At 32.8% G+C, this 19,695-nt stretch carries 21 protein-coding genes and 1 tRNA gene; 14 read left to right on the top strand and 8 right to left on the bottom strand.

Annotated features, from left to right (window positions below; genetic code table 11):
• The first annotated feature begins 16 nt into the window (after nt 1-16).
• The 3 genes from ribH (at nt 17) to SIB45_RS02355 (ending at nt 1,103) form a co-directional block, all read left to right on the top strand.
• Nucleotides 17-493, top strand: coding sequence for a 6,7-dimethyl-8-ribityllumazine synthase (ribH, locus tag SIB45_RS02365; protein WP_011863741.1), 477 nt, complete (start codon nt 17-19; stop codon nt 491-493).
• 61 nt (nt 494-554) lie between these two features.
• A tRNA-Gly gene (locus SIB45_RS02360) sits at nt 555-626 on the top strand.
• A 45-nt stretch (nt 627-671) separates the two neighbouring features.
• Complete coding sequence (locus SIB45_RS02355; protein WP_011863740.1) at nt 672-1,103, top strand: nuclear transport factor 2 family protein; 432 nt, start codon at nt 672-674, stop codon at nt 1,101-1,103.
• A gap of 26 nt (nt 1,104-1,129) precedes the next feature.
• Here SIB45_RS02355 and SIB45_RS02350 read toward each other — a convergent pair whose 3' ends face one another.
• A complete protein-coding gene (locus SIB45_RS02350; RefSeq protein ID WP_011863739.1) occupies nt 1,130-1,585 on the bottom strand; it encodes a GNAT family N-acetyltransferase in 456 nt (151 codons plus the stop codon).
• A 174-nt stretch (nt 1,586-1,759) separates the two neighbouring features.
• Between SIB45_RS02350 and secA the strand changes: the two genes are divergently transcribed.
• Nucleotides 1,760-4,591, top strand: coding sequence for a preprotein translocase subunit SecA (secA, locus tag SIB45_RS02345; RefSeq protein ID WP_011863738.1), 2,832 nt, complete (start codon nt 1,760-1,762; stop codon nt 4,589-4,591).
• Nucleotides 4,592-4,599: 8 nt separating this feature from the next.
• Here secA and cysE read toward each other — a convergent pair whose 3' ends face one another.
• From cysE to miaA, 4 genes are all read right to left on the bottom strand, one after another.
• Nucleotides 4,600-5,334 carry a serine O-acetyltransferase gene (gene cysE, locus SIB45_RS02340; protein ID WP_011863737.1) on the bottom strand — a complete coding sequence of 245 codons (735 nt, stop codon included), beginning with the start codon at nt 5,332-5,334 and terminating at the stop codon, nt 4,600-4,602.
• A gap of 6 nt (nt 5,335-5,340) precedes the next feature.
• A complete protein-coding gene (locus SIB45_RS02335; protein WP_011863736.1) occupies nt 5,341-6,327 on the bottom strand; it encodes a GntR family transcriptional regulator in 987 nt (328 codons plus the stop codon).
• Nucleotides 6,328-6,404: 77 nt separating this feature from the next.
• On the bottom strand, nt 6,405-6,977 hold the full coding sequence (infC, locus tag SIB45_RS02330) for a translation initiation factor IF-3 (RefSeq protein WP_011863735.1): 573 nt from the start codon (nt 6,975-6,977) through the stop codon (nt 6,405-6,407).
• A gap of 53 nt (nt 6,978-7,030) precedes the next feature.
• Complete coding sequence (gene miaA, locus SIB45_RS02325) at nt 7,031-7,930, bottom strand: tRNA (adenosine(37)-N6)-dimethylallyltransferase MiaA (protein ID WP_011863734.1); 900 nt, start codon at nt 7,928-7,930, stop codon at nt 7,031-7,033.
• A gap of 152 nt (nt 7,931-8,082) precedes the next feature.
• Between miaA and gyrB the strand changes: the two genes are divergently transcribed.
• From gyrB to SIB45_RS02295, 6 genes are all read left to right on the top strand, one after another.
• Entirely contained in the window at nt 8,083-10,050 is a 1,968-nt protein-coding gene (gene gyrB, locus SIB45_RS02320; protein ID WP_011863733.1) for a DNA topoisomerase (ATP-hydrolyzing) subunit B, read from the top strand.
• The gene (locus SIB45_RS02315; RefSeq protein ID WP_011863732.1) at nt 10,047-10,376 is read left to right on the top strand and encodes a hypothetical protein; all 330 of its coding nucleotides are present in this window, start codon (nt 10,047-10,049) and stop codon (nt 10,374-10,376) included. Before gyrB ends, SIB45_RS02315 begins: the two co-directional genes overlap by 4 nt.
• A gap of 3 nt (nt 10,377-10,379) precedes the next feature.
• Complete coding sequence (locus SIB45_RS02310; protein WP_041484732.1) at nt 10,380-10,745, top strand: FluC/FEX family fluoride channel; 366 nt, start codon at nt 10,380-10,382, stop codon at nt 10,743-10,745.
• A 1-nt stretch (nt 10,746) separates the two neighbouring features.
• On the top strand, nt 10,747-11,076 hold the full coding sequence (locus SIB45_RS02305; RefSeq protein ID WP_011863731.1) for a CrcB family protein: 330 nt from the start codon (nt 10,747-10,749) through the stop codon (nt 11,074-11,076).
• Nucleotides 11,077-11,119: 43 nt separating this feature from the next.
• Entirely contained in the window at nt 11,120-12,526 is a 1,407-nt protein-coding gene (gene mgtE, locus SIB45_RS02300) for a magnesium transporter (protein WP_011863730.1), read from the top strand.
• Between the two features lie 100 nt (nt 12,527-12,626).
• Nucleotides 12,627-13,628, top strand: coding sequence for an RpoD/SigA family RNA polymerase sigma factor (locus SIB45_RS02295; protein ID WP_041484731.1), 1,002 nt, complete (start codon nt 12,627-12,629; stop codon nt 13,626-13,628).
• Here SIB45_RS02295 and SIB45_RS02290 read toward each other — a convergent pair.
• Nucleotides 13,613-14,527 (bottom strand): alpha/beta fold hydrolase, encoded by a 915-nt coding sequence (locus SIB45_RS02290; RefSeq protein ID WP_011863728.1) that lies wholly within the window; start codon nt 14,525-14,527, stop codon nt 13,613-13,615. The genes SIB45_RS02295 and SIB45_RS02290 overlap by 16 nt on opposite strands.
• An 88-nt stretch (nt 14,528-14,615) precedes the next feature.
• On the opposite strand from SIB45_RS02290, the gene SIB45_RS02285 reads away from it, so the two are divergent.
• On the top strand, nt 14,616-15,614 hold the full coding sequence (locus SIB45_RS02285; RefSeq protein ID WP_011863727.1) for a carbohydrate kinase family protein: 999 nt from the start codon (nt 14,616-14,618) through the stop codon (nt 15,612-15,614).
• On the opposite strand, the gene tsaE is transcribed toward SIB45_RS02285, so the two are convergent.
• On the bottom strand, nt 15,572-16,009 hold the full coding sequence (gene tsaE, locus SIB45_RS02280; protein ID WP_011863726.1) for a tRNA (adenosine(37)-N6)-threonylcarbamoyltransferase complex ATPase subunit type 1 TsaE: 438 nt from the start codon (nt 16,007-16,009) through the stop codon (nt 15,572-15,574). The two genes, SIB45_RS02285 and tsaE, sit on opposite strands and share 43 nt — an antisense overlap.
• A gap of 51 nt (nt 16,010-16,060) precedes the next feature.
• Here tsaE and ahcY point away from each other — a divergent pair, with 51 nt between their 5' ends.
• Nucleotides 16,061-17,479, top strand: a complete 1,419-nt coding sequence (ahcY, locus tag SIB45_RS02275; RefSeq protein WP_011863725.1) for an adenosylhomocysteinase — start codon at nt 16,061-16,063, stop codon at nt 17,477-17,479.
• 2 nt (nt 17,480-17,481) lie between these two features.
• Entirely contained in the window at nt 17,482-18,141 is a 660-nt protein-coding gene (locus SIB45_RS02270; RefSeq protein ID WP_011863724.1) for a DedA family protein, read from the top strand.
• Here SIB45_RS02270 and SIB45_RS02265 read toward each other — a convergent pair.
• Nucleotides 18,138-18,512 (bottom strand): single-stranded DNA-binding protein, encoded by a 375-nt coding sequence (locus tag SIB45_RS02265; protein WP_011863723.1) that lies wholly within the window; start codon nt 18,510-18,512, stop codon nt 18,138-18,140. The genes SIB45_RS02270 and SIB45_RS02265 overlap by 4 nt on opposite strands.
• A gap of 130 nt (nt 18,513-18,642) precedes the next feature.
• On the opposite strand from SIB45_RS02265, the gene SIB45_RS02260 reads away from it, so the two are divergent.
• Nucleotides 18,643-19,695, top strand: a complete 1,053-nt coding sequence (locus tag SIB45_RS02260; RefSeq protein WP_011377257.1) for a rod shape-determining protein — start codon at nt 18,643-18,645, stop codon at nt 19,693-19,695.

Genomic DNA, 19,695 nt, shown 5'->3' with positions numbered 1-19,695 from the left:
ATCTAAGTAAAATTTAATGGCTATTTTTGAGGGTTCTTTTACTAATGCCTCTACTTTAAAAGTTGGGATTGTAATAGCAAGATTTAATGATTTAATTACAAATAAAATTCTATCTGGTTGTCTTGATTGTTTAAAAAGACATGGTTTAGATACTTCTGAATTAAGCAATCAAGTAGATATTGTTTGGGTTCCTGGTTCATTCGAATTACCAATTGCAGCTAAAACCCTCATGAAAAAAAAGAGTTATGACGTTGTAATTGCTCTTGGGGCAGTGATCCGTGGCGAAACTTCCCACTATGATGTAGTTATATCTGAGGCGAGCAAAGGTATTTCACAAGTTTCAAATGAAAATAACATTCCAATTATTTTTGGTGTTTTAACTACTGATACTATGCAGCAGGCTTTAGAAAGAGCAGGGATTAAAAATAATCTTGGTTGGAATTATGCTTTACAAGCAATTGAGATGGGATCCTTAATTAAAAATTTAAATTAATTGAAAAAATTTAATTATTTTTATCATTAATCCCTTCTTTGAGATAAAATAAAAAAGCTATGCGGATGTAGCTCAGTGGTAGAGCATCTCCTTGCCAAGGAGAATGTCGAGAGTTCGAATCTCTTCATCCGCTTTTAATATTTGTATCCCTTAAAGTATTTGTAATTAGCATATTGTAATGACAAGAGTAATTTCTATTGAGGATTTAAAGGGATTATTTACTAAACCTTATGGTACGGATGCGCCAACAAAGCAAAAATGGGCTGAATTTTATAATGAGAATGTTATTTTTATAGACCCAACTCAGGCAACAGAGGGCTTAGATTCTTATGTTAAAGCTCAAGAAAAGCTAGTTAAAAGATGTGATGATGTTTTTTTAGAAACTCATGCAATTTCCATAACTGGGGATTGTGGATTTGTTGAATGGACAATGGGTTTAAAAATTATGGGTAAAGAATTTATTTATCCTGGAACTACTCGTTTATTATTTGGTGAAAATGGATTAATCAAAGAGCACAGAGATTACTTTGATTTTTGCGGACCAACTTTTGGACCAGTTCCTATTTTAGGACCTTTTATAAGATGGATTTATAGTAAATTTGTATCTTGATTTTGTTTCTCTAGAAACAAAGTGCTTTATATTTCACGAATCAATAAATTTTGAGAAGTAACTTCTTTAAATTCAAATTGAGAATAAAATAATTTCTTATTTGTTGTCATTAAATATAATTTTTTTGTATTTTTAATTTTTTTAGAAGATAAAAGGTTGTTTAAAATTAATGTGCCAAAACCTTTGCCTTGATGATTTTGATCTATAACAATATCCCAAAGTACTCCGCGGTAAATCCCATCAGTTAAAGCTCTACCAAAACCAACTATTTCCTCACCAACCCAAAGACTTATTACGACATCACTGTTAGCGAGACATTTTCTTAGATCATTAATTGTTCTATTTTTTGCCCAGAAAGCATTGGTATCTAGTAATTTTTGTAGCTTAATTAATCCATTTGTTGGTTTAAGATTGGGACCTAATCCAAAAATCCTTAACCCTAAAGCTCCTTTGCCATGTTTGATTAGAGATATTTCTTTCATTTATTAAAAAGATTTTTGAGAAGTGATGCCTAATAGGTTATTTTTGTGACTTCAATCTAAATACCATAATCGATCGTTTCTATAAAATAAAGAGATGAGAGTTTTCTTCATTCTGTTGTAACGCACTAATTTATAATGTTTGTAATAAGATTAATTTTTTAAGGACTTTGACTTATGCTAAAACTTTTGTTGGGAGACCCGAATACACGAAAGTTAAAGCGCTATCAACCAATAGTGGAAGAGATAAATTTTTTAGAAGAAGAAATTTCTCAATTGACTGATGATGAGCTGAGAAAAGAAACTCAAAATCTTAAATCAACTATTTCAGCAGAATTAGATTTAAAAAAACAAAAAGAACTCCTAGAAGAATTTCTTCCTAAAGCCTTTGCAATCGTGAGAGAAGCAAGTAAACGTGTTCTCGATATGAGACATTTTGATGTTCAGTTAATAGGCGGGATAGTTTTAAATGAGTGTCAAATTGCTGAGATGAAGACTGGAGAGGGAAAAACTCTTGTCGCAACATTACCTTGTTATCTAAATGCTCTTACTGGAAAAGGTGTTCATGTTGTTACGGTAAATGATTATTTAGCTCGAAGAGATGCAGAGTGGATGGGACAAGTTCATCGTTTTTTGGGTTTATCAGTTGGTTTGATTCAGCAAGATATGAATCCACTTGAGAGGAAGAAAAATTATGATTGTGATATAACTTATGCCACAAATTCAGAATTGGGATTTGATTATTTAAGAGATAATATGGCTACTGATATTAATGAGGTAGTTCAAAGAAAATTTAATTACTGCGTAATTGACGAGGTTGATTCAATATTAATTGATGAAGCAAGAACGCCTCTAATCATTTCTGGCCAAGTTGAAAGACCACAGGAAAAATATCAAAAAGCAGCAGAATTATCTCTGGAATTGCTCAAAGCAAAAGAATTAAGTAAAGATGGTATTGATCCAGAAGGGGATTATGAAGTTGATGAAAAACAGAGAAGTTGTATATTAACTGATCAGGGTTTTGCAAAATGTGAAGAGTATTTGGGAGTTAGTGATTTATATAATCCTCAAGATCCTTGGGCGCATTATATAACTAACGCTTTAAAAGCAAAAGAATTATTTATTAAAGATGTAAATTATATTATTAAGAACGAAGAGGCCGTCATAGTAGATGAATTTACTGGAAGGGTAATGCCAGGAAGACGTTGGAGTGATGGACAACATCAGGCAATTGAAGCAAAAGAGAGTCTTAAAATTCAGCCTGAGACTCAAACTTTAGCCTCCATAACTTATCAGAATTTTTTCCTTTTATATCCTGGTTTAGCAGGAATGACGGGGACCGCAAAAACTGAGGAGGTTGAATTTGAAAAAACTTATAAATTAGAATCAACAGTTATACCTACAAATCAAACAAGAAAGAGGCAAGATTGGTCTGATCAAGTATTCAAGACAGAGATTGGTAAATGGAAAGCCGTTGCTAAAGAAACTGCACAAATTCATAGAGAAGGTAGACCTGTTTTAGTTGGTACGACAAGTGTTGAAAAAAGTGAATTATTAAGTTCACTTTTATCTGAAGAGAAAATCCCACATAATTTATTAAATGCTAAGCCAGAGAACGTTGAACGTGAGGCTGAAATTGTTGCTCAGGCAGGAAGAGCAGGAGCTGTTACTATCGCGACTAATATGGCTGGAAGGGGAACAGATATAATTCTTGGCGGTAATAGTGACTATATGGCAAGGCTTAAATTAAAAGAAATTTTAGTTCCTTTGTTAGTCAAACCTGATAATGAGCATAAGCCACCAATTCCTAAACAAAGAAGTTCAAAATCTAAAGGTGGTTTTTCTAAAAAAGCTGTTACAAATTTGAAAAAGAATATTTCAAATTCTTCAACTAGTCTTTTCCCTTGTAAGCTCGATGAAGCATTTGAAAAGAAACTCTCTGTTTTATCTGATGAACTTGTTAAAAGTTGGGGAGACAGACAACTTTCTGTTTTGGAGCTTGATGACAGAATAGCTACAGCTGCAGAAAAAGCACCAACTGATGATAACTCGATTAAGCTTTTGAGAGAATCCTTGTCTGATGTAAAAAAAGAATATGAAAAAGTTTTGATTCATGAAGAAGAAAAAGTAAGAGAAGCTGGCGGTTTACATGTCATTGGTACTGAGAGACATGAATCAAGAAGAGTGGATAATCAATTAAGAGGAAGAGCGGGAAGGCAAGGTGATCTTGGAAGTACAAGATTCTTTTTATCTTTAGATGATAATTTATTAAGGATTTTTGGGGGCGATCGAGTAGCAAATTTAATGAATGCTTTTAGGGTTGATGAAGATATGCCTATTGAGTCAGGAATGCTTACTAGGTCTCTAGAAAGTGCTCAAAAGAAAGTTGAAACCTATTATTACGATATTAGAAAACAAGTATTTGAATATGACGAGGTAATGAATAATCAAAGAAAAGCAGTTTATGGCGAAAGACTAAGAGTATTGAAAGGAATTGATTTAAAGAGACAAGTAATAGGTTATGGAGAAAGGACAATGATTGAAATTGTAGATGCTTATATTAATCCTGATCTTCCTCCTGAAGAATGGAATATTGATCAATTAATTTCTAAAGTCAAAGAATTTATATATTTGTTAGATGATCTTAAATCTGATGATATTAATTTACTATCAATAGAAGAATTAAAAAATTATCTTCAAGAGCAATTACGAATAGCTTATGATCTAAAGGAATCACAAATAGAAAAGATTCGTCCAGGATTGATGAGAGAAGCTGAAAGATTTTTCATTTTGCAGCAAATCGATAATTTATGGCGAGAACATCTTCAATCCATGGATTCCTTGAGGGAATCAGTCGGATTGAGAGGTTATGGTCAAAAAGATCCATTAATTGAATATAAAAATGAAGGATATGATATGTTTCTTGAAATGATGACTAATATGCGAAGAAATGTTATTTATTCAATGTTTATGTTTCAACCTAAAACTGACGTAAATGAAAAAAATTAAATCAATTTTTAATCATCTCCAAGAAATTCAAAAATTTCTTTGTCTTTAAGATTTTGAGAATCACCGAGTTTAGAAATATCAATAGACTCTGAGTTCGCTAAACATTGTAGGGTTTTTTGTAATTTAAGAATTTCATTTTCAAGAGAGTCTATCCTATCCATTAAATTTTTTATCACATTAGCTTCTGCATCTGGTAAGGCAGAGTGAGCTAAGGGATTTACTTTGACACCACTTTGATGCACTACCCTGCCAGGGACCCCAACAACAGTACTGTTCCCCTCTACATTTCGAACAACTACTGAGCCTGCGCCGATACGTGTATTAGATCCTACTGTGATGGATCCAAGAATTTTTGCTCCTGCCCCAACTACAACATTTTCCTTTAAGGTTGGGTGTCTTTTCCCATGGCTTTTACCAGTGCCTCCTAATGTAACTCCCTGATATAGAAGACAATTATTTCCTACTTCAGCTGTTTCTCCAATTACAACGCCCATTCCATGATCTATGAAAACCCGTTTACCAATTTTTGCCCCAGGATGGATTTCAATACCTGTTACTAACCTATTAAGATGACTCATTAAGCGGGGTACTAAAGGAATATTTAATTGCCATAATTTATGCGTAAACCTATGAATAACTATTGATTGAAAGCCTGGGTAGCAAAGAAATATTTCTATTATTCCTCTAGCGGCAGGATCTCTCTCTCTAATGATTTCTATATCTGATTTAAAAGTTTTTAGCATCTTATTCTAATTAATAACTCCTATTTCTTTTTTTAATTGATTTATTGTTTCGATACTTAAATAATTTCTAGCACATATTATTTGAGGCAATCTCATTAGCTGAGAACGATTTTTTAATAATGCGTTTTCTACAACTGATAAACTAGGTCCATCACAAACTATATGGCTAGAAGCCTTTAAAAGTGATAGTAATCTACTGTTATTGTCTGAGATTGCAGTCATAAGAATTAATTCACTACCTCTCATACTATGTATTATGATTTCTGCTGCCCTCAATAAACCAGGACTTATACTAACAATACCTACACAACTCCCAGCATTTAATTCTTTTAGAATTTTCAATTCCTTTTGGAAATCGCTCAAGTCAACTGCAATAGCTCGAATCCCATGTTGATTAGCAACTTTTTCTAAAGGCTGTAAAAAATATCTGCTTGTTACAATAGTACCACTATTTGAATTACTCAATACTTTTTCTAATTCTTCCATTGGAACAACTTCTACTGGTACATTAACTGTTGTAGAAAGGTCTTCTGCTATTAACATAGAAGCGCCAATATCCTCTCTAGGTGTACTGACTATGATTCTTGATCCACACTTGATACGCCAATCAATTTCATTGGTTAATAAATCCCTCGTTTCTTGTAAACTGCATCCTAAATTTATCAAGTTGTCAATAACCTTTTTTGCTTCTTGATCAGGTGGTTTGCTTATTCTATCCTTTGAGTAAAAAGATTTTTTAAATTCTCTTTTAGTAAGATTATCTCTTACATAGATACCTGATCCAGCTATTGCTTCAACAACTCCATCTATTTCAAGTTGTCTGTATACTTTGCTTATAGTATTTCGATGAAGTCCAGTTTGCATTGCAAGTTGCCTTGTACTCGGAAGTCTGTGACCTGGAGGATAATGTCTTGCAGCAATTGCAAAACAGATTTGATTGTATAGTTGTGTCGATGCTGGGATATCACTTTCTTGTTGAATATGGAATCTCACTTTAGAAAAATCCTTACTAATTTATTTTTTGATATAGTGACACTTTAACATTCGTCATATTTTTTGATAAAAGTTTATCACGCATCATCTTTTTTAATGAGAGGAGTTTTACGGGGACTTAAAAACATAATCATGTTTCTTCCTTCTCTTTTTGGTTTTTGTTGAACTTCTGATTGCTCTTCTAAATCATTAGCCATTCTTAAAAGAAGAGTCTCAGCTAAATTTGAGTGTTGAATTTCTCTTCCCCTAAAAATTACAGTGCATTTTACCTTGTCTCCCGATTTTAGAAATTTAGTAGCTTGACCAATCCGCACATCATAATCATGCTTGTCAATTTTGTACCTCATTTTTACTTCTTTAACTTCTGTTTGATGAGATTTTTTTCTTGCTTCTTTAGCTTTTTTTTCTTGTTCAAATTTATATTTCCCATAGTCCATGATTCTACAAACAGGAGGATTTGCTTTTTCGCTCACCAAAACTAAATCAAGTTCTCTTTGAGATGCGATTTCTAATGCTTTTAATCTATCTATGACGCCTAATTGTTTTCCATCTGAATCAACGACTCTCAATTGAGGGTATTTTATTCTTTCATTTATATTTGGTAGCTCTCTAACTGGAGCTCTTCGGTCAAAGCGTGGGCGTGGGGGCATTCAGTTAATTAAATAAATTGATTGGATGATGAACAAAATCTATTTTTATAAAGTTAGCTTAAAAAAGACTCTATCTTAATTATTGCATCTTTTAGCGGGTTTTTGTTATTAAGCCAAAGAGGATTATTTTTATTACGAAACCAAGTTTTTTGTCTTTTGGCAAATTGGATTGTTTTTGTTGCAGTTAACTCAATCGCTTTGTCAATTGTTGAATGGTTATTTAAAACATTTCTAGCTTCTCGATAGCCAATTGTTTCTAATATTGGCAAATCAAATCCGTATTTAGAGATAAGGTGATTCGTCTCATCAATTATTCCAGATAAAAACATATTTTTTGTTCTTTGAAAAATTCTTTCTTTTAAATTACCTCTGTCTAATCCAAGCTCTAAGATTTTCCAGTTAGGTGGTTTCTGAACTTTCAGAGTTGATAAAGGCTTACCTGTTACGTAGAAGACTTCTAAAGCTCTTATTGTTCGAACGTGGTCAGCAAAATTGATTTTTTTTGTTGATAATGGATCACAATTTTCTAACAGGTCCCAACATTTTTCCTGACCAAGTTCTTCTAATTGTTTTCTTAAATTATTTTGAGGAGGGACATCTGGTACGAAAAAACCTTTTGTTATTGAGTTCATATACAAACCACTTCCTCCAACAAGAAAAGGTAATTTATCTTTTTTAATTTCTTCTTTGATCGATTTCTGAGCAATTTCTTGAAATTGTTTTACATTAATTGGATTGATAGGTTCTTCAATATCTATTAAAAAATGCCGTATTTTTTTTTGTTGGATTTTAGATGGCTTGGCTGTTCCAATATCCATGGACTTATATATTTGCCTTGAATCGATATTGTGTATATTAGTTTTAAAATATTCTGCAATTTCAATAGCTAATTCTGTTTTGCCACTTGCAGTAGGCCCAATTAAAACTATTACATGAGGTGGATGTGAAGACATATGAATTTCTGAAGAAAAAAATATTAGCTATATAATTAAAGTGTTTAATTTTTTCATTGATTTCCGAGCCTTTACCTTATTGCGGTGGTAAGTTTAATGAAAGACCTTTTAAAAATAACATTTTAAAAGTTTAGTATTTTTTTTTATATTAAATGAGTGAGGACAAAAGATCTAATAAAATCTCTAATGATTATGGGGCGGAGCAAATTCAGGTTTTAGAGGGTTTAGAACCTGTTCGTAAACGCCCTGGAATGTATATAGGTTCAACGGGACCTAGGGGATTACACCATTTAATATATGAGGTAGTTGATAACTCGGTTGATGAAGCACTTGCAGGACATTGTGATCATATAGAAATAGTTCTTCGAGCAGATGGTTCTGCTTTAATTTCTGATAATGGACGAGGTATCCCAACAGATATTCATCCAAGAACAGGGAAAAGTGCCCTAGAAACTGTTCTAACTGTTCTTCATGCAGGAGGTAAATTTGGAAGTGGTGGTTATAAAGTTTCAGGGGGTTTGCATGGAGTAGGAATATCTGTAGTAAATGCCCTAAGCGAATGGGTTAAGGTGACTGTTTATAGGGATGGAAGCGAATTTAATCAAAGATTTGAAAAAGGTATATCAAAGGGTGAATTGGAAAGTAAAAAGCAGACTGGCAAATCATCTAAGAAAGGAACAACTATTTGCTTTAAACCTGACAAAACGATTTTTTCTGGAGGAATTGAATTTGAATATGCTCTTCTTTCATCGAGATTAAGGGAACTGGCTTATCTGAATGGCGGAGTAAAAATTGTTTTTAGAGATGAGAGAAATCAATTATCAGATGGTTCTTTTAAAGAAGAAATTTATTTGTATCAAGGAGGTATTAAAGAATATGTTGAATACATGAATGCTGAAAAAGAGTCTATTCATCCTGAAATAATTTATGTTGACTCACAGAAAGAAAATGTATATGTGGAAGCAGCTTTGCAATGGTGTTCAGATGTATATTCAGATAATATTTTGGGATTTGCAAATAATATCAGAACTATTGATGGAGGAACTCATATTGAAGGACTAAAAACTGTTCTGACAAGAACTTTTAATAATCTTGCAAAAAAGAGAGGTAAAAGAAAAGATATTGAAAAAAATTTAGCTGGTGAAAATATTAGAGAGGGTTTGACTGTTGTTTTATCAGTAAAAGTTCCAGATCCCGAATTTGAAGGACAAACAAAAACAAAATTAGGAAATACTGAAGTACGAGGAATTGTGGATTCTCTCATTGGTGAGGCTCTCACAAAATATATGGAATTCAATCCTGGAATTTTGGACTTGATTCTTGAAAAAGCAATTCAATCATTTAATGCAGCAGAAGCTGCGAGAAGGGCTAGAGAATTAGTAAGAAGAAAAAGTGTTCTCGAAAGTTCTACATTACCTGGAAAATTAGCAGATTGTAGTTCTAGAGATCCATCAGAATCAGAAATATACATAGTTGAAGGAGATTCAGCTGGTGGCTCTGCAAAACAAGGTCGAGATAGAAATTTTCAGGCTATTTTGCCTCTCAGGGGTAAAATTCTTAATATTGAAAAAACTGATGATACTAAAATATATAAAAATACAGAAATACAGTCATTAATAACAGCGCTAGGATTAGGAATAAAAGGAGAGGAGTTTGACGAAAGCTCTTTGAGATATCATAGAGTTGTAATTATGACGGATGCTGATGTTGACGGTGCTCATATAAGAACTTTATTGTTGACATTTTTTTATAGATATCAAAGAGAACTTGTTGAGAAAGGTTTTATATACATTGCTTGTCCTCCTCTTTATAAAGTTGAAAGAGGAAAGAATCATAATTACTGTTATAACGAGAATCAATTAAAGGATACAATTCAAGGTTTTGGAGAAAATGCAAATTATAATATCCAAAGATTTAAGGGATTAGGTGAAATGATGCCAAAACAATTATGGGATACAACTATGAATCCTCAAACGAGGATGATGAAAAGGGTTGAAATTGAAGATGCACTTGAAGCTGACAGAATATTTAATATTTTAATGGGAGATAAGGTTGCACCAAGAAGAGAATTTATTGAAACTCATAGTAGTAACTTAGATATGGCAACATTAGACATATGATTAATCATGTTCTCAAGAATTTTTGTTTAATTACTTTTGCATTAATTGCTCCAATTACATTACCTGCCGGTGGAATTCAAAAAAGTTTAAATCAAAATAAGTTTCCCAAAAACACAAATGAAATTATATTGAGTTCCAAAACTTCTCTTTATTCTTGTCCAGAAATTTATGCGAAGGAATTATTTGTTCTTGATATAGGTACAACTTTATCAGTATTACGTAATTGGAAAGTAAGCAAAAGTGAAACGTGGGTAAGGGTTGAATTAGCTTCGAATAAATTTTTAGATGATCCCAATAGGATTTTAAAAGGTTGGATAAAAATGTAAATTTTGGATTTTAGTTCAATAAGTATAATTTTAATCTGCAGTACTTTAGGATTAATCCTAAGAATATACATACAAAATAATTTTAAAAAAAGTATTGGTTTTAATATTCAGAATACTTCAATAGTAAATTTTTTATCATCTTTTGTTTTAGGAATTCTAGTAGCTTTAAATTTTATGAATAACGAAATTTTAGTTTTATTTTACAGCGGTTTCTTAGGATGTTTTAGTACATTTTCCTCCTTTATCTATCAACTATTTATTTTATTCAAAAAGAGAAAATTCCTGAGATTATTTTTTCACTATATTGAAGTGATAATTTTTTCATTTCTTTTCTTTTATTTGGGTTATTTTTTTATTCAGTTTTTTTAAAGTGAAAATAAATAATTTTATTTATATTTTTTTAGCCGCTTATCTAGCTACTTTTTTCAGATTAACTTTAAATAACAATTTTTTTATTTCAATAATTGGATCATTTTTAGTGGGTTTTTTTGTTAGTAAAAGATTAAGTTATTCAAATGAAAAAATTTTGTTTAGTGGTTTTTTTTCTTGCTTTACATCCTTTAGCGGATTTATATATTTTTTGTATAAAATTTTAAATCAAGGGGATTGGATAAAATTTATAATTTTTTTTAATTTAATCATTATCTTAAATTTACTAACAATGATTTTCGGGTTCTGGATCAGTAGAAAAATTACTTAGATTTCATATAATGGTGTTGTTACTTTGATAAGGGATTATATTTATGAAAGAAAATAATCTTGAAACAGTTACATCGTTATCTTCAGATTTAAGTACAAGAGAAAACATTACTATTCAACTTGAGGAATTGCTCATCGCGGGAAATTATGATGAGGCAAAATTACTTTTAGAGCCATCCCAACCTGTTGATATTGCAGATGCTATTGGAAGCCTTCCACTAATATTGCAGGCATTAGCATTTCGATTATTAAAGAAAAATGAGGCGATTGAGGTTTATGAATATTTAGATCCAGTAGTTCAACAAACATTATTAGAAAGACTGCGCTCAGGAGAGGTTTTAGAAATCGTTGAAAAAATGTCTCCTGATGATAGAGTTCAACTCTTTGATGAATTACCTGCAAAAGTTGTACGAAAATTTTTGTCTGCTCTTAGTCCTGGAGAAAGGAAAGTAACAGCTGAATTACTTGGATATGAGCCTGAAACTGCCGGAAGATTAATGACGACTGAATTTATAGACCTTAAAGAGATGCAAACAGCAGCTGAGGCTCTTTCTTTAGTGAGAAAAAGAGCCCCATTTACTGAAACTATTTATAGCTTATATGTCACGGACAAAGAAAGACATTTAACTGGTATCCTTTCTTTAAGAGACCTTGTAACTGCAGATCCTTCTAGGCCAATTGGTGACGTTATGACAAGAGATGTAGTTAATATTTCAACTAATACGAATCAAGAAGAGGTTGCGAGAGCAATACAAAGATATGATTTTTTAGCTCTGCCAGTTGTTGATAAAGAAAAAAGACTAGTTGGGATTGTAACTGTTGATGATTTAATTGATGTCATAGAACAAGAAGCAACAAGAGACATTTATGCAGCGGGGGCAGTACAACCTGGAGATGAAGATGATTATTTCCAAAGTAGTTTGTTTACGATTGCCCGAAGAAGAATTTTATGGTTGTTAATTTTGGTTTTAGCAAATGGTTTAACGACAAAAGTTATAGCTATGAATGATCAAATATTAAAAGAAATAGTTTTATTAGCTGCATTTATTCCACTACTTATAGGTACTGGGGGAAATGTTGGTGCTCAAAGTTCAACTGTTGTCATTAGAGGTTTAAGTACTCAAAAATTGAAGTCTCTTGGTGCTATTAGGGCAGTAGTTAAAGAAGCAATAACCGGCGCTCTTTTAGGTGTTTTCATGATGCTTGTAGTATTTCCCTTTGCTTGGTGGCAAGGAGAAGGGCCTCTAATCGCCTCTGCAGTGGGAATAAGTTTGATATCCATAACAACTTTAGCTGCTACAACTGGAGCGATTCTCCCTTTGTTGTTTGACAAAATGAAATTGGATCCAGCCCTAATGTCCTCCCCTTTCATTACAACCGTGACTGATATTGCTGGTGTATTTATTTACCTCAGTACAGCAAAATGGCTATTAAACTCATCATTGACTTAAATTGACTAGGTATTTATTCTCATTTTTGTAAAAATGTGGATTTTTTTGTTTAACTTTACATTTCTTAATGGTATTGTTTACAAAACATCATTTAGCATTCATGTCCTCTGAAACAATAAGTGAAAATAAACTAACGTCAATCGCAAGTTTAAAAGCAAGTAATGATGTAGATCTTGTTCGATCATATTTGAGGGATATAGGAAGAGTTCCCTTACTATCGCATGAGCAAGAAATTACTCTAGGTCGACAAGTTCAAGAGTATATGCAAGTTGAAAGAGCTGAATTAGAAATCAGCGAATTAACAGGAGATAAACCCAGTATTGATGAATTATCGACGAAATTAAACTTGTCTACTTCAGTAATAAAAAAAAGATTGAGAGCTGGACAGAGAGCTAAAGAAAGAATGGTTGCAGCAAATTTAAGATTGGTAGTGAGCGTTGCAAAAAAATATACAAAAAGAAATATGGAACTTTTAGATTTAATTCAGGAGGGAACTATAGGACTTGTTAGAGGAGTTGAAAAATTTGATCCAGCGAGAGGCTACAAGTTTTCAACATATGCATATTGGTGGATTAGACAAGGTATTACTAGAGCAATAGCTGAAAAGAGTCGGGCGATTAGGTTGCCTATCCACATTACCGAAATGTTGAATAAGTTAAAAAAGGGTCAAAGAGAGCTCAGTCAAGAAATGTCTAGAACTCCAACTGTAAGTGAACTTGCGAAATACGTAGAGCTTCCAGAAGATGACGTTAAAGACTTAATGTGCAAAGCTGGGCAGCCAGTTAGTCTTGAAACCAAGGTAGGTGATGGTGAAGATACTGTTTTACTAGATTTACTTGCAGGGGGCGAGGATTTGCCAGACGAACAAATTGAGATGGATTGTATGAGAGGTGATCTTCATTCTCTTTTACATCAATTACCTGATCTGCAATGTAGGGTTTTAAGAATGAGATACGGGATGGATGGTGATGAGCCAATGTCTCTTACAGGTATAGGAAGGGTCCTAGGAATAAGTAGAGATCGAGTAAGAAACCTAGAACGTGATGGTTTAAGAGGCTTGAGAAGACTTAGTCATAATGTAGAAGCTTACTTCGTTTCTTGAATAAATTCATTTATTAATTCATTTGTTTGTTCGGGTTCTTCATCATGAGGACAATGACCAGCACCATGAATAATATCTAATCTTTGAATATTACTGAATTGTTGCTTCCACTCTTTTGCTTCATTTAACGATTCCCAAGGATCTTTTTCTCCCCAAATCAATTGGATAGGAGCATCAACCTTATCGAAAAGGTCAGTAGCAAGATAGTCATCAAATAAGTTGATAAAACCACGAAATGCTTCTTTAGAGTTTTTCCTTTGTGAAGGTTTATAAAGTATTTCAATTAATTCTTCATCGATATTTTTTCCTGAAGGGTAAGCTTGTTCAAGTATTTTTTTTATAACTTTTGGATTAGCAGCCCTTGTAAAAAGTGTATTACTAATTACTCTTTGTCTGACGATCGTTTTAAGGACGGGTCTCAGTAGATTCATTAAGATATCGCTTTGTTTTAAACGTTTATCATCCATAGTTCTTTGTGCGCAATCAATCAAAATGACACCTTTGCAATTATCTTTAAGGATTTCAGCAGCTTTCAATGCAATAACCCCACCAATTGAATTTCCTACCAAGTAAACAGGAGATTTTATGACCTCTGCACAAAATGTTGATATTTGATTGCCCCATAAGTCAAATGAATATTTAATTGAGTTTTTTTTATCAGGTTCGTAATTTAATAAAGCACTGGGCTGACTGCTTTTCCCAAATCCTAATAGGTCAATTGCGTAGCAGTTAGAAAATTTACCGAGAAAATCTTGATTATGTCTCCAATGTTTTTTTGATGCCCCGAATCCATGAACTAATAAAATTTTAGTATTTTTTTCAGAAGTACTATTTTTTGACAAAGACCAAGAAATTTCCCAATTTTTCCATTTCCAAGTTTCAGATTTATTCAAAGACACTATTAATGTGAGGTTAATTAAACTTTAATTCAAAAAACAATTATTCGTTTTTAATAAATTATTCTTAGTTGAGAATAAACGTCAATTAATGAAAAATAAAAAGGTCATATGTATTGGAGAGGCTTTAATTGACAGAATCAGAAATAAGTCTAATCAAGGATTTACAGATTTTTTAGGTGGGGCCCCAGCGAATGTTGCTTGTGCATTAAGAAAATTAAAAATAGATTCAGTATTTATAGGATGTTTGGGTAGTGATGATTATGGAAAAAAATTTATTACGCAATTTAATAAATTGGACGTTAATTTAGATTTCTTGCAATTGGATAATGATTCATCTACTCGCGTAGTTAATGTAGATAGAGATCAATTTGGAGAACGTTTTTTTTCGGGCTTTGAGGAAAGTTCTTATTCATGCTTTGCAGACGAAGTTCTTAGTAAGAAATTAATCGCAAAACAAATTTTAAATTTGGAGAAATCTTTTCTAGAAACAAAATATCTGGTTACAGGAACGATCTTATTATCATCTCCAATATCATCAGAGACTATTTTTTTTCTTCTTGAAGGGGCTAAAGCATTTGATGTAAAAATAGTTATTGATTTGAATTGGAGACAGGTCTTTTGGGATCATTCAAGTTTTTCATCAGAAATTAGTCAAGCCACTAGAGTTAATTTAATCAAGAAATTTTTAAATCATGCAAATGTTTTAAAACTTGCTAAGGAGGAAGCAACTTTGTTTTTTGAGGATGAAAATCCCTTCCTAATATCTCAACAATTGTCTAATAGACCAGATGTAATAATAACTGATGGAAAAAATCCTGTTACATGGTACATAAATGGTTTGCAGGGAATTACCGAAACTCCTTCTTCGCAAGAAATTGTTGATACAACTGGAGCAGGAGATGCTTTTTTAGCTGGGTTAATTTCAAAATTAATTTCTTCTGGTTATCCTTCAAATGAACAAGAGATAGAAGATTGCATTAAGTTTGCAGGTGCTTGTGGATTATTAACTTGTCTTGGTGAAGGCGCCATCGAGCAACAGCCATATTACGAGAATGTTAATAAATTTTTAGGATCTCTTATTTCATAGTGTCTTCCGTAATTTTTTGCATAACTAATTTCTATTTTCCAGAAATTTTGGATAATTGGTTCTATTAATTCTGGCCATTCAATAACTAAAATAGCTTGTCTTTGTATTGCCTCTTCTTCTTCTGAGAAAAAAACTTCTTTTGCTAAAGAAACATTTTCTAATCTGTATAAATCAAGGTGAATTAGCGGAATTTTTCCGGAGTTATAGTGATGCGATAAAGCAAATGTAGGGCTTGTAATATCCTCAGTGATTAATAAGCCTTTAGCAATCCCTTGCACAAATGAAGTTTTCCCGGCCCCAATTGGACCTTGTAATAAAACAATCGATTGGGGATTTAAATTGTGTGAGAGTTTTATTCCTAAATTTAAAGTCTCTTTTAAATTCTCAACAAACACAAAATTATGCAAAAATCACTTATAGTTTAATGGGTATAGATTCCGATAGAAATGGTTATTGCAAATTCAGTTAAAACATCAACACCGAAATTCATCATTTCTGATATTTCACTATCAGATTTTGGTCGTAAAGAAATTAAAATTGCCGAAACTGAAATGCCAGGATTAATGGCACTTAGAGATAAATATCAATCTGAAAAGCCATTGAAAGGTGCAAAAATAGCTGGAAGCCTTCATATGACTATTCAGACAGCAGTCTTAATAGAAACTCTTGTTGATCTTGGTGCAGAAGTGAAATGGGCTTCATGCAATATTTTTTCAACTCAAGATCATGCAGCTGCAGCAATCGCAGATCAAGGAATTTCTGTATTTGCAAAAAAAGGTGAGACTCTGGATGAATATTGGCAATATACCCACTATATCCTTGATTGGGGTTCAGACTTCCCAAATATGATTCTTGATGATGGGGGGGATGCAACTGGTTTATTGATACTAGGTAGTAAAGCAGAAAAAGATTTATCTGTTTTAGATAACCCGAGTAACGAAGAAGAAATTGCTTTATTCAACTCTATTAAGTCTAAGTTGAAAAATGATGGTGAATTCTATTCTAGAATTAAGAGTAATATCATTGGTGTCACTGAAGAAACTACAACTGGAGTAGCAAGACTTTATCAACTTCAAAAGCAAAATGCTTTACCTTTCCCAGCTATAAACGTTAATGATTCAGTGACAAAAAGCAAATTTGATAATTTATATGGCTGCCGAGAATCTTTAGTTGATAGTATCAAGCGTGCCACCGATGTAATGATTGCTGGAAAAACTGCATTAGTAATGGGTTTTGGAGATGTAGGTAAAGGTTCAGCACAGTCATTGAGAGGACTTGGTGCCATTGTAAAAGTTGCAGAAATTGATCCAATTTGTGCCCTTCAAGCAGCCATGGAAGGTTACAGCGTTGTCAGGTTAGAAGATGTTGTTGAAGATATAGATATATTTGTTACGGCCACTGGTAACTATCAGGTAATAACCCATGAAAATCTAGTCAAAATGAAGGATGAGGCTATAGTTTGCAATATTGGGCATTTTGATAATGAGATTGATGTTGCCTCTTTAAAGAATTATCAATGGGAAAATATTAAGCCGCAGGTTGATCATATAACTTTACCGAGCGGAAATAAAATTATTCTTTTAGCAGAAGGTAGATTAGTTAACCTAGGCTGTGCAACTGGGCATCCAAGTTTTGTTATGAGTAATTCGTTCACTAACCAAGTATTAGCTCAAATTGAACTTTTTAATAAGTCGGAGCAATATGCTAAAGAAGTTTATGTTCTACCAAAACATCTTGATGAAATGGTGGCCAGATTACATTTAGATAAAATAGGGGCAAAATTAACAAAATTAACTAAAGAACAGGCTGATTATATTAGTGTTTCGGTTGAGGGACCATATAAATCAGAATTTTATAGATACTAAGTTTGAACTTAATTTTTGTAAATTTTCTTACCTCGATTCCCGATTATATAAGTTTGGCGGTTGAGAAGAATTCTGCTGTTGCATACCTTACTATATGTTTGGCTATGTTTTTAGAAAATATAATTCCCCCAATCCCATCAGAAATAATAATGCCCTTGGGAGGCTTTTTTGTTTATCAAGAAAAATTAAACTTTTATATTTTAATTTTCTGGGGTTTATTGGGAACAATACTAGGTTCATTGCCTTGGTATTACTTAGGCAGATTAGTAAATGAAAAAAGACTTGCAAATTTTCTTGATAATAAAGGGAAATACTTGGGAATTTCTTCTAAAGATTTAATGAAAAGTAAGATGTGGTTTGAGAAATATGGGGTTTCACTGGTGTTTTGGGGACGATTAGTACCAGGTATAAGAACGTTAATTTCAGTTCCTGCTGGCATAGAACTTATGCCAGTAAGAAAATTTTTGATTTGGACTACATTTGGTAGTTTTATATGGGTAGCGCTTCTCACTTATGCAGGTTTTTTATTCGGTGAAAATTACCCAATTATCAAAACTTACATTGATCAAATCAAGATTTTTGTAAAACCAATTTTAATTTTACTTTTTTTATATTTTTTTATCAAAATAATTAGTAGATTTATAAAGAAAAATAGGGCTTAGAAGGGGATTTCACTTGAACTATTACTATTGTTAGAATATCCATTATTATCAGATTCTTTTCGGGAGCCAAGTAAGTTTAATCTATCTACTCTCACAACTGGTTTATATCTATCTTCGCCAGTATTTTTATCTTTCCAACTATCAATTTTAAAACTTCCTGTAATTCCAATTAAAGAACCTTTTTTAACGTAATCTGCGGCAATTTGCGCTTGCTTACCCCATATTTCTAAATTAAACCAGTCTGGTTCTTCATCTCTGCTTCTTCTGTTAACTGCAAGTGTGAAATTAGCTACGATACTACCAGATTCAAAATATCTGACATCTGGTTCTCTTCCTGCTCTGCCAACTAGATTAATAGTGTTAATTTCCATAATTTTTTTTTTTTATACTACTCATATTTCCAGATTCTGCTCAAAGTTTTGCGTGCTATTCATAACTAAACTCAAGAATTATGAGAGCTTACCAAAAAATAGATATATTATTTGTAAAAGAATTCTTATTGTGATTTTTAACAGATTTAAATTTTCTAGAGATATTGGCATAGATTTGGGAACTGCCAATACTCTAATACATGTATCTGGAAAGGGGGTCGTTTTACAAGAGCCTTCTGTGGTAGCTATGGATTTAGAGGAAGGGATTCCATTAGCTGTTGGTAAAGAAGCAAAGTTGATGCTTGGAAGAACCCCTGGCAATATAAGAGCCGTAAGACCGCTGAGAGATGGGGTTATCGCAGATTTTGATGCTGCAGAACAAATGATAAAAACATTTATTCAAAAATGTAACGAAGGTAAGGGAATTGTAGCCCCAAGAATAGTGATTGGTATTCCAAGCGGAGTTACTAGTGTAGAGCGAAGAGCAGTAAGAGAAGCTGGATTAGCTGGTGCTAGAGAGGTTCACTTAATTGATGAACCTGTCGCAGCAGCAATAGGAGCATCACTACCAGTTACTGAGCCAATTGGAACTATGATTGTCGATATTGGTGGAGGCACTACTGAGGTTGCAGTATTAAGTTTAGGTGGAACTGTATTGAGTGAATCTGTTCGAATAGCTGGAGATGAAATAAATGAGTCAATTGCGCTGTATCTTAAAAAAGTTCACAATTTAGTGGTTGGAGAGAGAACTGCAGAGGATATCAAAATTAAAATTGGATCTGCATTTCCTGATGATGATTTTGATAAAACTACCTTAGAAGTTAGAGGTTTACATCTTTTATCTGGTCTACCGAGATCAGTCACTTTGACATCAGGAGAAATCAGAGAAGCTATGGCTGAGACACTTAGCAAGATAGTTGAAGCTGTAAAAAGAACTTTAGAGAGAACTCCACCTGAACTTGCCGCAGATATTGTTGATAGGGGAATTATGCTTGCGGGAGGTGGAGCTTTAGTAAGAGGCATTAATGATTTATTGAGCGATGAAACGGGAATTTTTACTCACATAGCAGAAAATCCACTGCTTTGTGTAGTTAATGGTTGTGGGGAGGTTCTGGACGATTTTAAAAAACTTAAGAGAGTTGTTGATACTCCAGACTTTATAAGGAACGCGATAAGAGATTAA

Source organism: Prochlorococcus sp. MIT 1304 (assembly GCF_047305015.1).
In the GTDB taxonomy this organism is placed as follows: domain Bacteria; phylum Cyanobacteriota; class Cyanobacteriia; order PCC-6307; family Cyanobiaceae; genus Prochlorococcus_A; species Prochlorococcus_A marinus_E.
This window is presented reverse-complemented; position numbering and strand designations above follow the sequence as displayed.

Excerpts from the sequence above, each read along its gene's own strand:
- secA (WP_011863738.1), top strand. The coding sequence starts at position 1,760 with ATGCTAAAACTTTTGTTGGGAGACCCGAATACACGAAAGTTAAAGCGC.
- SIB45_RS02350 (WP_011863739.1), bottom strand. The coding sequence starts at position 1,585 with ATGAAAGAAATATCTCTAATCAAACATGGCAAAGGAGCTTTAGGGTTA.
- SIB45_RS02285 (WP_011863727.1), top strand. The coding sequence starts at position 14,616 with ATGAAAAATAAAAAGGTCATATGTATTGGAGAGGCTTTAATTGACAGA.
- ribH (WP_011863741.1), top strand. The coding sequence starts at position 17 with ATGGCTATTTTTGAGGGTTCTTTTACTAATGCCTCTACTTTAAAAGTT.
- mgtE (WP_011863730.1), top strand. The coding sequence starts at position 11,120 with ATGAAAGAAAATAATCTTGAAACAGTTACATCGTTATCTTCAGATTTA.
- SIB45_RS02265 (WP_011863723.1), bottom strand. The coding sequence starts at position 18,512 with ATGGAAATTAACACTATTAATCTAGTTGGCAGAGCAGGAAGAGAACCA.
- ahcY (WP_011863725.1), top strand. The coding sequence starts at position 16,061 with ATGGTTATTGCAAATTCAGTTAAAACATCAACACCGAAATTCATCATT.
- SIB45_RS02315 (WP_011863732.1), top strand. The coding sequence starts at position 10,047 with ATGATTAATCATGTTCTCAAGAATTTTTGTTTAATTACTTTTGCATTA.
- SIB45_RS02355 (WP_011863740.1), top strand. The coding sequence starts at position 672 with ATGACAAGAGTAATTTCTATTGAGGATTTAAAGGGATTATTTACTAAA.
- infC (WP_011863735.1), bottom strand. The coding sequence starts at position 6,977 with ATGCCCCCACGCCCACGCTTTGACCGAAGAGCTCCAGTTAGAGAGCTA.
- cysE (WP_011863737.1), bottom strand. The coding sequence starts at position 5,334 with ATGCTAAAAACTTTTAAATCAGATATAGAAATCATTAGAGAGAGAGAT.
- miaA (WP_011863734.1), bottom strand. The coding sequence starts at position 7,930 with ATGTCTTCACATCCACCTCATGTAATAGTTTTAATTGGGCCTACTGCA.
- gyrB (WP_011863733.1), top strand. The coding sequence starts at position 8,083 with ATGAGTGAGGACAAAAGATCTAATAAAATCTCTAATGATTATGGGGCG.
- SIB45_RS02295 (WP_041484731.1), top strand. The coding sequence starts at position 12,627 with ATGTCCTCTGAAACAATAAGTGAAAATAAACTAACGTCAATCGCAAGT.